Source organism: Paraburkholderia caballeronis (genome assembly GCF_900104845.1).
Classification (GTDB): Bacteria; Pseudomonadota; Gammaproteobacteria; order Burkholderiales; family Burkholderiaceae; genus Paraburkholderia; species Paraburkholderia caballeronis.
Map to the genome: position 1 here is coordinate 1,906,596 of NZ_FNSR01000001.1, position 14,298 is coordinate 1,920,893.

Here is a 14,298-nt window from a genome sequence, read left to right on the forward strand (position 1 = left end):
TCACGACAGACCCGAAGGACGACAACGATGGCAATTCCGACTCTCGACCCCAATGCGCCGGACTTCACGCGCCGCTACGTGAACCTCGCGGACCCGCGCCTCGGCGCGCTCGCGCTCGAAGCCAGCGACGATTTTTTCGCGCCGAAGGAGCGGATGCTGAACCCGGAGCCGGCGGTGTTCATTCCGGGCAAGTACGACGACCACGGCAAATGGATGGACGGCTGGGAGACGCGCCGCAAGCGCACGGCCGGTTACGACTGGTGCATCGTGAAGCTCGCGCGCGCGGGCGTCATCAAGGGCCTCGACATCGACACGAGCCACTTTACCGGCAACTATCCGCCGGCCGCGTCGGTGGAAGCAGCGTTCATCGCGGACGGCGAGCCGGGCGCGACGACGCAGTGGACCGAGATCGCGCCGTCGATGACGTTGCAGGGCAACAGCCACCATTACGTCGACGTGAGCGCGGACGCAGCCTATACGCATCTGCGCGTGAACATCTATCCGGACGGCGGCGTCGCGCGGCTGCGCGTGTACGGCCAGCCGCAGGTGGACTGGAACGGCGCGAGCCGCACCGAACTGTTCGACCTCGCGGCGATGGAGAACGGCGCGTACCTCGTCGCCGCGAACAACCAGCACTTCGGCCTCGCGTCGACGCTGCTGATGCCGGGCCGCGGCGTGAACATGGGCGACGGCTGGGAAACGCGCCGCCGCCGCGAGCCGGGCAACGACTGGGCGATCATCGCGCTCGCGCAGCCGGGCGTGATCCGCAAGATCGAAGTCGACACCGCGCACTTCAAGGGCAACTATCCGGACCGCTGCTCGTTCCAGGCCGCGCGCGTGACGGGCGGCACCGACAGTTCGCTCGTCACGCAGGCGATGTTCTGGCCGGTGCTGCTCGGCGAACAGAAGCTGCAGATGGACCGGCAGCATTACTTCGAGAGCGAACTCGCGTCGCTCGGGCCGGTCACGCACGTGCGCTTCAACATCTACCCGGACGGCGGCGTGTCGCGCGTGCGCCTGTGGGGGACGCTCGCGTGACCCCGGCCGACACGGAGACGCAACGATGACCGATGCCGCGAACAGGCTCGCGATCGAGCCGCTGACGCGCGAAGCGTTCGCGCCGTTCGGCGACGTGATCGAACTCGCAGGCGCGAAGCAGATTCCGATCAACCTCGGCACGACGATCCGCTATCACGACCTCGCGAAGATCGACGTCGCGGACGAAAGCGGGCGGCCGCTCGTCAACGTGTTTCGCGGCCAGCCGCGCACGCTGCCGTTCGAGGTGACGATGATGGAGCGCCATCCGCTCGGCAGCCAGGCGTTCGTGCCGCTGAACGACCGGCCGTATCTGGTCGTCGTCGCGCCGGCCGGCGACCTCGATCCGGCCGCGATCCGCGCGTTCGTCACGAGCGGATGGCAAGGCGTGAATTATGCGAAGGGCGTCTGGCATCATCCGCTGCTCGCGCTCGGTGAGGTCAGCGACTTCATCGTCGTCGATCGCGGCGGCGACGGGTTGAACCTCAACGAACAGGACCTGCCGGATTCGCTGTGGCTGACCGGTGACGCGTTGAAGGCGGCGCTCGGCTGATACGGTTCGATCGGCTGTGCGCATGAGGCCGCGATGGGAATCGCGGCCTTTTGGTTGTTCGTGATGGACACGGCTTCGCCGCGTGCGTTCGTCGTGCGCCTGTCTCGATCCGCCAGCGCGGCGGAATTCGCCGATTGATCTTCGCGGCGAGGTGGCTCATATTCGGATGACTTATTCGTCCGCCGTCCGGCGGCCCGATGTCGAGGCCGACGTGGTACGGACGGCGGCCGTTGTCAGACGCCATCGAAGCCGTAGCTCTGCCGATGTTCGACGAACCTGGTCGAGACGATGCCGGTCCATTGCAGTGTCCGAACTGCGGGACCCAACTCGGGACGCCGCTGATGTTTTGTCCCCGGTGCGGCGCGAACCAGCTTGCCGGCGCTTCGCCGGCGGAGGCCGCCGTGGGTGACGGCGAGCCCGAAACGCACGAGCCGCACGAACCGCACGAGCCGCCGAACGGCATCGCGCGCCGTCTGCGCGCTTGCTGGAGCGCATTGCCGGCCGGTGCCGCCGCTGCCGCTAGTGCCGCCGGCGCGGCGATGAACGGCGGCGAACACCTTGCGTTCGAATACGATTCCGTCGATGAGGAACGCGAAGCCCATCGCTCGCGATGGCCGCTTTATGCGTGCAGCGCGTTGGCGGTCGTCGCGCTTGCGCTCGCTGCTTACGTGATCTCGTATCGCAACGGGCGGCCGGCGGCTCCACGGGTTCAGGTCGTCGAAGGCGTCATCGCGAGGCAGCAGGGTGATGCGGCAGTTCAGACGCCCCGGTCGTCGGCGTCGCGCGGCGTGCCGACCGCCGCCGTATCCGCGCCGCCGGCTACCGCCGTCACGCGCGCGGATGCGGCCCGGCAGGGCGCGGCCGCTCAACGAAGTCTTGCCGATCAGCGCGCTTCCACGTCGAAGAACAACGCCGCGATAACCGGCAACCTCGCCAGTGCGCGCGCCGGTCTCGACAGGAACAGTCTGTGGCCCGCGCGCAGGGCGATCACGAGCGTGCTCGCGGTGCAGCCCGGCAACGCCGAAGCGCAGCGGCTGCGCGCCGACCTCGTGTCGCGCGAACAGCAGCGCGACGCGCTGCTCGGTTACGCGCGGTTATGCGAGCGCGAACGGCAATGGAGCTGCGCATGGGAGAACGCGGGCCGCGCGGTGACGATCGACACGTCGAGCCGCGAAGCGAAGCGGCTGCTCGCGCGCTCGATCGCCGGGCAGCGGTCCCGTTCGCGCAGCCGGTCGTATGGGCCGGCCGCGGACGCGCGGGATGCGCGGGATGCGCGAAATATGCGGGATACGCGAACCGGCCAGTCGTCGTTATGGGCGCATCATTGACGTCGCGGCGCAACGCACCACGCGTTTGATCGTGACGTCGCGGCCGCAAAGAGAGGCAAGCGCCGTCCGTCTCGCGCGTCGAATCACTTCGCCGCGCCGCCCTCGAACCACGCGGCGATCTTCTGCCGCTCGCCGTCGGTCATCTGCGTGACGTTGCCGAGCGGCATCGCCTTCAGCGTGACCGCCTGCTGATACAGCCGCTGCGCGTTCTGCGCGACTTCGTCGGGCGTGTCGAACAGCACGCCGGCCGGCGCGGCGCCCATCAGCGTCGGATGCGCGGAATGGCACGCGGCGCAGCGCTGCTGGAGGATCGGCATGATCTCCGCGAGCTTCGGCGCGGGCACATTCGCGGCCTCGGCCTGCGGCACCACCGGGCGCGGCAGCGTCCACCCGAGCGCGACGAACATCAGCACGACGCCCGCGACCGGCAGATACCACAGCACCTGGCCGCGATGGCGCATCACGAAGAACTGGCGGATCAGCGCGCCGGCCAGCATGATGACCGCGAGCACCGCCCAGTTGTACGGATGCGTGTACGTCATCGCGTAGTGGTTCGACAGCATCGCGAACACGACCGGCAGCGTGAAATAGGTGTTGTGCACGGAGCGTTGTTTGCCGCGCTTGCCGTAGATCGGGTTCGGCGTGTCGCCTTTCAGCATCGCGTCGACCATCTTGCGCTGGCCGGGGATGATGACGAAAAACACGTTCGCGGACATGATCGTCGCGAGCATCGCGCCGACGATCAGATACGCGGCGCGGCCCGCGAAGATGTGGCACGCGAGATACGCGGCCGCGAGCACGTACAGCCCGACGCAGACGCCGAGCAGCCGGTCGCGCGCGCCGAGCAGCCGGCACAGCGAGTCGTAGACGATCCAGCCGGCCGCGAGGAAGCCGAGCGCGGAGAAGATCGCGACGACCGGCCCCATGTCGAGCACGTTGCGGTCGATCAGGTAGGTGTTCGGCGCGAACAGGTACAGCACGGTGAAGAGGCTCGCGCCGGACAGCCACGTCGTGTACGACGGCCACTTCGACCAGTGCAGGTCCTCGGGCATCTCGGGCGGCGCGACCGTGTACTTCTGCATGTTGTAGAAGCCGCCGCCGTGCACGTGCCACAGCTCGCCGAACACGCCGCGGCGGCGCTGGTTCGGATCGGTCGGCGGCTTCAGCCCGTTGTCGAGCGCGACGAAGTAGAACGACTCGCCGATCCACGCGATCGCGACGACCACGTGGAACCACCGCAGCGCGAGATTCAGCCAGTCGGTAATAAAGCCTTCCATGAAACTCCTCCACTTCGGGTCGCGACGGCGCGCGCGTCGCGCATGCCGATGCGCGTCGCGCAATCGTTCGCGTGCGCGCCTCGCGGTATGTGAGCGTGCGGGCGCGGTGCGCTGGCGGCCGTCGCCGGTTGTTCTATGTCGATGGTTGCGGGGCTAAGCGCGCCTAGCTGCCGCGATATGTGCTGTACGACCACGGTGATACGAGCAGCGGCACGTGATAGTGCGCATCGGCATCGGCGACGCCGAAGCGCAGCACGACGCGATCGACGAAGCGCGGTTGCGGCAGCGCCGCGCCGGTCGCCGCGAAGTAGTCGCCGGCATGGAACACGAGTTCGTATTCGCCGGCGACGAACGCTTCGCCTTCGAGCAGCGGCGCGTCGCAGCGGCCGTCCTGGTTCGTGACCGTGGTTTTCAGCAGACGCCGCGCGTCGCCGCTGGCGAGCGCGTGCAGCTCGATCCGGATGCCCGCGCCGGGACGGCCGTTCGCGGTATCGAGCACATGGGTAGTCAGCTTGCCCATTCGCAGTATGTCCTTGTGTGAATGCGAGGTTCGGCGGCAGCCCGGTCCCGTCGGAGGTTGCGGCGGATCGAGGCTCCACGTCTGTGGCTACATACCCGTCGGCGGATCGAAGCGAGCGCCGTGTCACGCATTGTAGGAACGATCGTCCGATCCGCACATCACCGATAGGAAAGATAATGCCCGCGGCATGAGCCCGTTCGTCGCCGGCCGCCGGCGCGTCCCGGATGCGCGGCGGCGCGGACGATCAAGCCCACCCGCACGGCCGATCGTACCGGTGCCAAAATTGGCCGTTATATCGCCGCACTGAAGCCCGGTATCGGCGCTGCGCGGATTGCCAGCGCATTTTTGGCCGCAGAAGGTAGCAGCATGCGCGGCGCGGCTTCCGGGTTCGGCGCGATTCATCATTCATCCGCGGCGGCCGGTTTCGGCCGCCGCGGCACCCACCGGAGCGAAGAAGCCCATGCCACACCCCACGGACCCCGCCGCGAGCCGGGCTGCGACCCGCGCGAAAAAAACGCTGCTGGTCAAGCACGCGGACGTCGTCGTGACGATGGACGGCGCGCGCCGCGAGATCCGCGACGGCGGGCTGTACGTCGAGGACAACCGGATCGTCGCGGTCGGCCCGACCGCCGAATTGCCGGCGAGCGCGGACGACGTGCTCGATCTGCGCGGCCACCTGCTGCTGCCGGGGCTCGTGAACACGCATCACCACATGTACCAGAGCCTCACGCGCGCGGTGCCGGGCGTGCAGGACGCGGAGCTGTTCGGCTGGCTCAGCGGGCTCTACAAGGTGTGGGCGAACCTCACGCCCGAGATGATCGAGGTGTCGACGCTGACCGCGATGGCCGAACTGCTGCTGTCGGGCTGCACGACGTCGAGCGATCACCTGTACCTCTATCCGAACGGCAGCCGCCTCGACGACAGCATCCGCGCGGCGCGCGCGATCGGCATGCGCTTTCATGCGAGCCGCGGCAGCATGAGCGTCGGGCAGAAGGACGGCGGGCTGCCGCCGGATTCGGTCGTCGAGCGCGAGGACGCGATTCTCGCGGACACCCAGCGGCTGATCGAGACGTATCACGACGAAGGCCGCTACGCGATGCTGCGCGTGGTCGTCGCGCCGTGCTCGCCGTTCTCGGTGAGCCGCGACCTGATGCGCGAGTCCGCGAAGCTCGCGCGGCACTACGGCGTGTCGATGCATACGCACCTCGCGGAGAACGTGAACGACGTCGCGTACAGCCGCGAGAAGTTCGGGATGACGCCGGCCGAATACGCGGAGGATCTCGGCTGGGTCGGCCGCGACGTCTGGCACGCGCACTGCGTGCAGCTGGACGAGCACGGCATCGGGTTGTTCGCGCGCACCGGCACCGGCGTCGCCCATTGCCCGTGCTCGAACATGCGGCTTGCGTCGGGGATCGCGCCGGTCGGCCGGATGCGGCGCGCGGGCGTGCCGGTCGGGCTCGGCGTCGACGGCTCCGCGTCGAACGACGGCGCGCAGATGGTGGCCGAGGCGCGTCAGGCAATGCTGCTCGCGCGCGTCGGTTTCGGTCCCGACGCGATGACCGCGCGCGAAGCCCTGGAGCTTGCGACGCTCGGCGGCGCGCAGGTGCTCGGCCGCGACGACATCGGCGCGCTCGCGCCGGGGATGGCCGCCGACTTCGTTGCATTCGACCTGCGCCAGCCGCTGTTCGCGGGCGCGCTGCACGACCCGGTCGCGGCGCTGGTGTTCTGCGCGCCGTCGCAGGTCGCGCTGAGCGTGATCGACGGCAAGGTCGTCGTGCGGGACGGCGTGTTGCAGACCGTCGAACTGGGACCGCTCGTCGAGCGGCACAACCGGCTCGCGGCGCGGCTCGTCGAAGCGGCGGGTTGAGACGCGATGGCTTGCGATCAGGTGACGGCATGTGCGGGAGCGGATGCGCGCGACCCGTCGCGCCGCGCGCATCGCTGCGCGCACGGCTTACGCGTTCTCGACCAGCGTTTTCGTCGCGTCCGCCACGAGTCCGCGCAGCCAGCGCACCTCGTCCGAGTAATGGCAGCGTTCGTGCCACAACTGGTAGTACTGCATCGGCGGGAAGTCGAGCGGCGCGGGCACGACGGTCAGCGCCAGGAAGCGCGCGTAGTGGTCCGCGAACAGGCGCGTCGTCGTGAAGATCAGGTCCGACTTGATCAGCACGTACGGCGCGAGATTGAAGTACGGCAGCGTGACGACGACGTGGCGCTTCAGCCGCTCGCGGGCGAGGTGCACGTCGATCGCGCCGCGCTGGCCGACCGAGTACGGCGTCGGCGCGAGGTGCGGCGCGTTCAGGTACTGGTCGAGCGTGAGGCCGCCGCGCTTCGCGAACGGGTGCGAACTGCTCATCAGGCAGACGATCTCGTCGACGAACAGGTTCGACAGGTGCAACTGCTCGGGCGGCTCGGGCCAGTTGCCGACGACGATGTCGAGCTTGCCTTCTTCGAGCGCCAGTTCGTAGTCGAACGCGGGGCCGAGCGAGTGGAATTCGAGCGTCGCGTTCGGCGCGGCCTGGCGGAAACGCTCGACGACGGTCGGCACGAACAGCGTGTTCAGATAGTCGGGGCAGCCGATCCGGTAGCAGCGGATCGACGTCGCGGGGTCGAAGCTGTGCTGCTGGAAGCGGATCCGTTCGATCTCGCGCAGCGCGTTCTGCACGGGTTCGAGCAGGCGCAGCCCGTATTCGGTCGGCACCATGCCCGATTTGCCGCGCACCAGCAGCGGGTCGCCGGTGATGTCGCGCAGCCGGCGCAGCGCGGCGCTGATCGCGGGCTGCGACTGGTTGAGCTTGACGGCGGCGCGGGTGACGCTGCGCTCCATCAGCAGGGTGTGCAGGACGCGCAACAGGTACGTGTCGATCGCCTCGCGTTGCTGGCTCATGAACTCTCCGGGGTTATATGTTCTGGCTGATCGATGGGCTTCGTGGGTATATGACTTTTAGTATGGACATAAAAGGCCGTCAAGCGCCGTTTCGCCCGGAAAGCCACGCGGCGCGCGGGCGGCGGGATTTTTGGCGGCTCGACGCGCGGACGGCGAACAGGTATCGTTTTCGCCGCGGCTGCGGCAGTGCGCGGGGCGGCAGCCGCAACGCGGACAGCAGGCAATAACGTACTACGACGGAATTTTCATGGGCGACACTTCTTCAGCAGGCACTTCAGCCGGCGCTCCGCAACCGACCCGCACCGCAGGTGCGGTGCCGCGGCTCGAACTGGTCGGCATCAGCAAGCAGTACCCGGCGGTGCGCGCGAACGACGACGTGACGCTGACCGTCGCGCCCGGCGAGATTCACGCGCTGCTCGGCGAGAACGGCGCGGGCAAGAGCACGCTGATGAAGATCGTCTACGGCGCGGTGCGCCCGGACGCCGGCGAGATCCGCTGGGAAGGGCGGCCCGTCGAGATCGCGAGCCCGGCCGCCGCGCGCCGGCTCGGCATCGGGATGGTGTTCCAGCATTTTTCGCTGTTCGAGACGCTGACCGTCGCGGAGAACATCGCGCTGTCGCTCGACGAGCCGTTCGAGCTGAAGGCGCTCGCCAAACGCATCGGCGAGGTGTCGTCGCAATACGGGCTCGACGTCGATCCGCAGCGGCACGTGCACAGCCTGACGGTCGGCGAGCGGCAGCGCGTCGAGATCGTCCGCTGCCTGCTGCAGAACCCGCGCCTGCTCATCATGGACGAGCCGACCTCGGTGCTGACGCCGCAGGCGGTGCGCAAGCTGTTCGGCACGCTGCGGCGGCTCGCGGCCGAGGGGTGCAGCATCCTCTACATCAGCCACAAGCTCGACGAGATCCAGGAACTGTGCGACACCGCGACGGTGCTGCGCGGCGGCAAGGTCACCGGCAACGTGACGCCGCGCGAGGAAACCCACGCGTCGCTCGCGCGGCTGATGGTCGGCCGCGAACTGCCCGACTACACGCGCCGCGCGCACCGGCCGGGCGACGTGCTGCTCGACGTGAAGCGGCTGTCGATGCCGAGCGACGACCCGTTCGGCACGTCGCTCGCGGACGTGTCGTTCGCCGTGCACGCGGGCGAGATCGTCGGGATTGCCGGCGTGTCCGGCAACGGCCAGGCGGAACTGCTCGCGGCGCTGTCCGGCGAGCGGATCGGCGACCGGCGCAGCGTGCCGGACGATGCGGTGACGATCTGCGGCAAGCCGGCCGCGCGGCTGTCGGCGGGCGCGCGGCGCTCGCTCGGTTTCGCGTTCGTGCCCGAGGAGCGGCTCGGGCGCGGCGCGGTGCCGGCGATGTCGCTGTCCGAGAACGCGCTGTTGACCGCGCATCGCGAGGGGATGGTGCGCTCCGGCTGGCTGAAGCTCGGCGCGATGCGCGCGTTCGCGGAGCGCTGCATCGGCGCGTTCGACGTGCGCTGCGGCGGCCCGGACGCGCTCGCGCAGAGCCTGTCCGGCGGCAATCTGCAAAAGTACATCGTCGGCCGCGAGATATTGCAGGCGCCGAAGGTGCTGGTGGTCGCGCAGCCCACGTGGGGCGTCGACGTCGGCGCGGCGTCGTTCATCCGGCAGCAGTTGCTCGACCTGTCCGCGCGCGGCGTCGCGATCCTCGTGATCTCCGAAGAACTCGAAGAACTGTTCGACATCTGCGACCGGATCGCGGTGCTCGCGGGCGGCCGGCTGTCGCCGGCGCGGCTCGCCGGCGACACCAATGCCGAGGAGATCGGCCGCTGGATGGCGGGGCTGTTCGGCGACCGCGCCGGCGGCGAGCCGCCCGCGCAGGCCGAACCGGCCGCGCACGCGTGAACAGGCGATAGCGGCCACCGCCGCACGACCGGGACGCCGGCGCGCATGCGCCGGGTAGCTGACTCCCCGGCACAACAACGTTAAAGACCGACCACCGACTTCATCGCCATGATTCTTCCGTTCCGACTCGAAGCCCGCACGACGCCGTCCCGGACGATGCGCTTCGCCGTCCCGCTGATCGCCGCGCTGCTGACGCTCGCGTTCGGCTACCTGATTTTCGGCCTCGTCGGACGCGATCCGGCGCAGGCGATGTATGCGTTTTTCGTCGAGCCGCTGTCCACCGTGAACGGCTGGTCCGAACTGCTGCTGAAGGCGTCGCCGCTGTGCCTGATCGGCCTCGGCCTCGCGGCCGGTTATCGCGCGAACGTGTGGAACATCGGCGCGGAAGGGCAGATGGTGCTCGGCGGGATCGCGGCGAGCGGCGTCGCGATCTGGTGCGACCAGTTGAGCGGCTGGTGGATCCTGCCGGCGATGATGCTCGCGGGCATCGCGGGCGGCATGGCGTGGGCCGCGATTCCCGCGTGGCTGAAGACCCGCTTCAACACCAGCGAGATCCTGACGAGCCTGATGCTCACCTACGTCGCGACGCAACTGCTGATCTACCTCGTCAGCGGCCCGTGGCGCGATCCGAACGGGATGAACTTCCCGCTCTCCGAGATGTTCAGCGGCGACGCGCTGTTTCCGACCTTCGGCGGCGACTGGCGCTGGCACTGGCTGCGCGGCACGCGCCTGAACGCGTCGATCTTCATCACGGTGATCGCGGTGCCGCTCGTGTGGCTCTTCATGCGGCGCAGCTTCGCCGGCTACCGGATGAGCGTCGGCGGCCTCGCGCCGCTCGCCGCGCGCTACGCGGGTTTCTCGGAGCAAAAGACCGTGTGGACCTCGCTGCTGCTGAGCGGCGGCCTCGCGGGCCTCGCGGGGATGGGCGAGATCGCCGGGCCGATCGGCCAGTTGCAGGCGACGTGGTCGCCGGGTTACGGCTTCACCGCGATCATCGTCGTGTTCGTCGGGCGGCTGCATCCGGTCGGCATCGTGCTCGCGAGCCTGCTGATGGCGCTGCTGTATCTCGGCGGCGAGGCGGTGCAGACCTCGCTGCAACTGCCGCAGGCGCTGTCCGGCGTGTTCCAGGGGCTGCTGCTGTTCTGCCTGCTCGGCGCGGACCTGTTCGTGAACTACCGGGTGCGCCGCCGCACCACCAGGGTCACGGCTCCCGCCGCGCATTGAGCGCGCCGCGTCACTCCACCAACGATTAGCCCTTTCGAAGAATCATGGACATTCAACAAGCCAGCGCGCTCGCGTCGAGCGCCGTCACCGCCGCGATCCCGCTGATGTTCGCGGGCGTCGGCGAACTCGTGACCGAGAAGTCGGGCGTGCTCAACCTCGGCGTCGAAGGGATGATGCTGATGGGCGCGGTCACCGGCTACGCGGTCACGAGCGTGACCGGCAGCCCGTGGCTCGGCCTCGTCGCGGGGCTTCTGGCCGGCGCGGCGATGGCGCTGCTGTTCGCGTTCCTCACGCTGACGATGCTCGCGAACCAGGTCGCGACCGGGCTGTCGCTGACGATCTTCGGCGTCGGGTTGTCGGCGTACGTCGGCAAGCCGTACACGTCGGCGGCGGTCGCCGCGAGCATCGGCGCGTGGCCGATTCCGGGGCTGTCGCACCTGCCGGTGCTCGGGCCGGCGCTGTTCAGCCTGACGCCGGTGGATTACCTCGCGTTCGCGATGTTCGCGGTGGTCGGCTGGTTCCTGTACCGCACGCGCGCCGGGCTCGTGCTGCGTTCGGTCGGCGAGTCGCCGCAGGTCGCGCACGCGGTCGGTTTCCCGGTGATCGGCGTGCGCTACGGCGCGACGCTGTTCGGCGGCGCGATGGCCGGTCTCGCGGGCAGCTACTACTCGGTCGTGCAACTGCATCTGTGGCAGGAGCAGCTCACCGCCGGACGCGGCTGGATCGCGCTCGCGCTCGTCGTGTTCGCGACGTGGCGGCCGGGGCGCCTGTTGATCGGCGCGCTGCTGTTCGGCGCGGTGACCGGCCTGCAGTTCTACGCGCAGGCGATCGGCGTGCCGGTGCCGACGCAGTTCCTCGCGATGCTGCCGTACGTCGCGACGGTCGTCGTGCTCGTGCTGATCTCCCGCAACCCGAACACGATCCGGCTGAACGCGCCGGCCTCGCTCGGCAAACCGTTCTTCTCGGCGGCGTGAAGACGCCGCCGCTCAACCATCACTACACCAACGGATTTCACGACAGGAGATCGACAATGAAGAAAACCATCCTGACCGCGTTCGCCGTCGCCGCCGCGTGCGGCGCGGCCGCGCCCGCCGCGCAGGCGGCCGACGTCCCCGGCGTCGCGTTCGTCTACCTCGGCAACCCGGGCGACGCGGGCTGGACCTTCGCGCACGACCAGGGCTCGCGCGCGGCGGAAGCGAAGTTCGGCAACCGGATCAAGATCACCCGGGTCGAGAACGTGCCCGAGTCCGCGGACTCCGAGCGCGTGTTCCGCGACCTCGCGACGAAGGGCAACAAGATCATCTTCGGCACGAGCTTCGGTTATCAGGACTTCCAGCTGAAGGTCGCAAAGGACTTTCCGGACACCGTGTTCCTGCACGCGACCGGCTACAAGAAGGCGCCGAACTTCGGCACCTACGACGTGCGGATGTACCAGGGCGCGTATCTGGCCGGCGTCGCCGCCGGTTACGCGACCAAGACCAACACGCTAGGTTTCGTCGCGTCGGTGCCGATTCCGGAAGTCGTGCGCAACATCAACGCGTACACGCTCGGCGCGCGCTCGGTGAATCCGAAGGTCCACACGAAGGTCATCTGGATCAACAGCTGGTTCGATCCGGGCAAGGAGAAGCAGGCTGCCGAAACGCTGATCGGGCAGGGCGCGGACGTGCTGCTGCAGAACACCGATTCGAGCGCGACGCTCGCGACCGCCGAGGCGAAGAAGGTCCACGCGTTCGGCTGGGATTCGGACATGAAGAAGTTCGGCCCGGACGCGCACCTCGGGTCGGTCGCCGCCGACTGGGGCGTCTACTACAGCGCGGTGATCCAGCAGGTGCTCGACGGCAAGTGGACGAACGCGCCGGTCTGGTGGGGCATCCCGCAGAAGGCGGTCGATCTGGCGGACATCAACACCGGCGCGCTGCCGCCGGCCGCGGTGAAGGACGTCGCCGCGAAGCGCGAGCAGCTCGCGAGCGGCAACTGGGACGTGTTCACCGGCCCGATCAAGGACCAGACCGGCGCGGTGAAGATTCCGGCCGGCAAGACGCTGACCGATCCGGAACTGCAACGGCTGAACTGGTACGTGGACGGCGTGGACGGCTCGCTGCCGAAGTAAGCGGTGTGCGGCGGGGCGGCGGGGCTCGCGTGGCGGGTGCGCCGCCGTTGCCGGTTTTTGCGCAGGGATCGACTCATCGATGCACGGCCGCGCGGGGCGAACGCCCCGCGCGGCCGTTTTGCTTTTGCCGTGGACAGCCGCCGTGCGTCCGTCCGTGCGCTTACTCGTCGATCCGCAGCCCGACCTTGATCGTGACCTGCCAGTGGACGATCTTGTCGTTCTCGATCTGGCCCCGGGTGTCGATGACCTGGAACCAGTGCAGGTTGCGCAGCGTCTTCGATGCGCGCCCGATCGCGCAGCGGATCGCGTCGTCGCTCGACTGGGTCGACGAGCCGGTCAGTTCGATCTGCTTGTACACGTGGTCGTTCATGTTCGCGTCTCCTTTCGTTCGTCACAGGGTCCATCGAGTATAGGCAAGCGCCATGCCGCCGCTGCCGCACCCGCGCGGCGCCGGTATCATGGGCGCTCCGCGTTGTCCCGACGCGTCGCGAGGAAGCTGCAAGGTGGAAAAAGTACAACTGGGGTTTTGCGGGCCGGGGCTGATGGGCGCGCCGATGATCCGTCATCTGCTGCGCGCCGGGTTCCCGGTGCAGGTGTGGAACCGCACCGCCGCGAAAGCGCATGCGCTGGTCGCGGACGGCGCGCAGGTCGCCGCGACGCCGCGTGAGATCGCGCGGCGCGCGGATGTCGCGCTGCTGTGCGTCGCGGACGCGGCGGCGGTCGAAGCGGTCGTGTTCGGCGTCGACGGGCTGCTCGGCGCGCCGTCGTCGCCGGATCACGCGCCGCTGCGCGTGAAGCGGATCGTCGATCATTCGAGCATTCCGCCGGACGTCACGCGCGAGTTGGCCGCGCGCGCGGCGGCGCATGGCGTCGGCTGGGTCGATGCGCCGGTGTCCGGCGGCGTCGCGGGCGCGCAGGCCGGCACGCTCGCGGTGATGGCGGGCGGCGCGGCCGCCGACGTCGACGCGGTGACGCCGCTGCTCGGCGCGTACGCGGCGCGCGTCACGCACATGGGCGGCGCGGGCGCCGGGCAGACGACGAAGCTGTGCAACCAGGCGATCGTCACCGCGACCGTCGCGGCGATCGCGGAGGCGGTGAGTCTCGCGCGGCGCAGCGGCATCGACGCGACGAAGCTGCCGGACGCGCTCGCCTGCGGCTGGGCCGATTCCGCGCTGCTGCGCACGTTCGTGCCGCGGATGACGCAGGACGACCTGCTGCCGATCGGCGCGCTGAAAACGTTTCAGAAGGACGTCGACACAGTCGCGGCGGCGGCGCAGCAGACCGGCACGCCGATGCCGGTGTCCGGCGCGGTCCAGCAGGTGCTGCGCCTCGGCGCGGCGATGGGGCTCGCGGACGCGGACCTGTCCGCGTTCATCGACGTGCTGCGCACGCCGCGTCGCGGCTGACGCCGCAGCCGCGATACGGGCGGCCGCGGCGTCGGCCGCAACCCGTCCGCCGACCCGGCAGACGCCCGCGAAATGTCATAACCTGCTA

The 14,298-nt window shown here is 69.2% G+C and carries 14 protein-coding genes; 9 read left to right on the top strand and 5 right to left on the bottom strand.

Annotated elements, in window-relative coordinates; translation table 11 throughout:
- Positions 1 to 27 precede the first annotated feature (27 nt).
- Positions 28 to 1,038, top strand: a complete 1,011-nt coding sequence (gene alc, locus BLV92_RS08475) for an allantoicase (protein WP_090544007.1) — start codon at positions 28 to 30, stop codon at positions 1,036 to 1,038.
- A 25-nt stretch (positions 1,039 to 1,063) separates the two neighbouring features.
- On the top strand, positions 1,064 to 1,588 hold the full coding sequence (locus BLV92_RS08480) for an ureidoglycolate lyase (RefSeq protein ID WP_090544009.1): 525 nt from the start codon (positions 1,064 to 1,066) through the stop codon (positions 1,586 to 1,588).
- Positions 1,589 to 1,821: 233 nt separating this feature from the next.
- Here the strand turns inward: BLV92_RS08480 and BLV92_RS31455 are convergent, their stop codons facing one another.
- Complete coding sequence (locus BLV92_RS31455) at positions 1,822 to 2,190, bottom strand: hypothetical protein (protein ID WP_110332470.1); 369 nt, start codon at positions 2,188 to 2,190, stop codon at positions 1,822 to 1,824.
- A 33-nt stretch (positions 2,191 to 2,223) separates the two neighbouring features.
- Between BLV92_RS31455 and BLV92_RS08485 the strand changes: the two genes are divergently transcribed.
- Positions 2,224 to 2,916: a hypothetical protein gene (locus BLV92_RS08485; RefSeq protein WP_143040663.1), complete on the top strand. Its 693-nt coding sequence runs from the start codon at positions 2,224 to 2,226 to the stop codon at positions 2,914 to 2,916.
- Between the two features lie 83 nt (positions 2,917 to 2,999).
- On the opposite strand, the gene BLV92_RS08490 is transcribed toward BLV92_RS08485, so the two are convergent.
- Both BLV92_RS08490 and uraH read right to left on the bottom strand, forming a co-directional pair.
- Positions 3,000 to 4,193, bottom strand: a complete 1,194-nt coding sequence (locus BLV92_RS08490; RefSeq protein ID WP_090544013.1) for a urate hydroxylase PuuD — start codon at positions 4,191 to 4,193, stop codon at positions 3,000 to 3,002.
- Positions 4,194 to 4,356: 163 nt separating this feature from the next.
- On the bottom strand, positions 4,357 to 4,713 hold the full coding sequence (uraH, locus tag BLV92_RS08495; protein ID WP_090544016.1) for a hydroxyisourate hydrolase: 357 nt from the start codon (positions 4,711 to 4,713) through the stop codon (positions 4,357 to 4,359).
- 460 nt (positions 4,714 to 5,173) lie between these two features.
- Between uraH and BLV92_RS08500 the strand changes: the two genes are divergently transcribed.
- A complete protein-coding gene (locus tag BLV92_RS08500; RefSeq protein ID WP_090544018.1) occupies positions 5,174 to 6,580 on the top strand; it encodes an 8-oxoguanine deaminase in 1,407 nt (468 codons plus the stop codon).
- Positions 6,581 to 6,667: 87 nt separating this feature from the next.
- Here BLV92_RS08500 and BLV92_RS08505 read toward each other — a convergent pair whose 3' ends face one another.
- Positions 6,668 to 7,600, bottom strand: coding sequence for a LysR substrate-binding domain-containing protein (locus BLV92_RS08505; protein ID WP_090544020.1), 933 nt, complete (start codon positions 7,598 to 7,600; stop codon positions 6,668 to 6,670).
- A gap of 247 nt (positions 7,601 to 7,847) precedes the next feature.
- Here BLV92_RS08505 and BLV92_RS08510 point away from each other — a divergent pair, with 247 nt between their 5' ends.
- The 4 genes from BLV92_RS08510 (at position 7,848) to BLV92_RS08525 (ending at position 12,804) form a co-directional block, all read left to right on the top strand.
- Positions 7,848 to 9,470 carry an ABC transporter ATP-binding protein gene (locus BLV92_RS08510; protein ID WP_090544022.1) on the top strand — a complete coding sequence of 541 codons (1,623 nt, stop codon included), beginning with the start codon at positions 7,848 to 7,850 and terminating at the stop codon, positions 9,468 to 9,470.
- Positions 9,471 to 9,578: 108 nt separating this feature from the next.
- A complete protein-coding gene (locus BLV92_RS08515; RefSeq protein ID WP_090544024.1) occupies positions 9,579 to 10,694 on the top strand; it encodes an ABC transporter permease in 1,116 nt (371 codons plus the stop codon).
- A gap of 44 nt (positions 10,695 to 10,738) precedes the next feature.
- A complete protein-coding gene (locus BLV92_RS08520; RefSeq protein WP_090544026.1) occupies positions 10,739 to 11,668 on the top strand; it encodes an ABC transporter permease in 930 nt (309 codons plus the stop codon).
- Between the two features lie 56 nt (positions 11,669 to 11,724).
- The gene (locus BLV92_RS08525) at positions 11,725 to 12,804 is read left to right on the top strand and encodes a BMP family ABC transporter substrate-binding protein (protein WP_090544028.1); all 1,080 of its coding nucleotides are present in this window, start codon (positions 11,725 to 11,727) and stop codon (positions 12,802 to 12,804) included.
- Positions 12,805 to 12,964: 160 nt separating this feature from the next.
- Here the strand turns inward: BLV92_RS08525 and BLV92_RS08530 are convergent, their stop codons facing one another.
- A complete protein-coding gene (locus tag BLV92_RS08530) occupies positions 12,965 to 13,174 on the bottom strand; it encodes a dodecin (RefSeq protein WP_090544030.1) in 210 nt (69 codons plus the stop codon).
- 88 nt (positions 13,175 to 13,262) lie between these two features.
- Between BLV92_RS08530 and BLV92_RS08535 the strand changes: the two genes are divergently transcribed.
- Complete coding sequence (locus tag BLV92_RS08535) at positions 13,263 to 14,210, top strand: NAD(P)-dependent oxidoreductase (protein WP_090546926.1); 948 nt, start codon at positions 13,263 to 13,265, stop codon at positions 14,208 to 14,210.
- The last annotated feature ends 88 nt before the right edge of the window (positions 14,211 to 14,298 follow it).

Coding starts and splice junctions, on each gene's coding strand:
- alc (WP_090544007.1), top strand. CDS start 28: ATGGCAATTCCGACTCTCGACCCCAATGCGCCGGACTTCACGCGCCGC.
- BLV92_RS08480 (WP_090544009.1), top strand. CDS start 1,064: ATGACCGATGCCGCGAACAGGCTCGCGATCGAGCCGCTGACGCGCGAA.
- BLV92_RS31455 (WP_110332470.1), bottom strand. CDS start 2,190: ATGGGCTTCGCGTTCCTCATCGACGGAATCGTATTCGAACGCAAGGTG.
- BLV92_RS08490 (WP_090544013.1), bottom strand. CDS start 4,193: ATGGAAGGCTTTATTACCGACTGGCTGAATCTCGCGCTGCGGTGGTTC.
- uraH (WP_090544016.1), bottom strand. CDS start 4,713: ATGGGCAAGCTGACTACCCATGTGCTCGATACCGCGAACGGCCGTCCC.
- BLV92_RS08500 (WP_090544018.1), top strand. CDS start 5,174: ATGCCACACCCCACGGACCCCGCCGCGAGCCGGGCTGCGACCCGCGCG.
- BLV92_RS08505 (WP_090544020.1), bottom strand. CDS start 7,600: ATGAGCCAGCAACGCGAGGCGATCGACACGTACCTGTTGCGCGTCCTG.
- BLV92_RS08510 (WP_090544022.1), top strand. CDS start 7,848: ATGGGCGACACTTCTTCAGCAGGCACTTCAGCCGGCGCTCCGCAACCG.
- BLV92_RS08515 (WP_090544024.1), top strand. CDS start 9,579: ATGATTCTTCCGTTCCGACTCGAAGCCCGCACGACGCCGTCCCGGACG.
- BLV92_RS08520 (WP_090544026.1), top strand. CDS start 10,739: ATGGACATTCAACAAGCCAGCGCGCTCGCGTCGAGCGCCGTCACCGCC.
- BLV92_RS08525 (WP_090544028.1), top strand. CDS start 11,725: ATGAAGAAAACCATCCTGACCGCGTTCGCCGTCGCCGCCGCGTGCGGC.
- BLV92_RS08530 (WP_090544030.1), bottom strand. CDS start 13,174: ATGAACGACCACGTGTACAAGCAGATCGAACTGACCGGCTCGTCGACC.
- BLV92_RS08535 (WP_090546926.1), top strand. CDS start 13,263: ATGGGCGCTCCGCGTTGTCCCGACGCGTCGCGAGGAAGCTGCAAGGTG.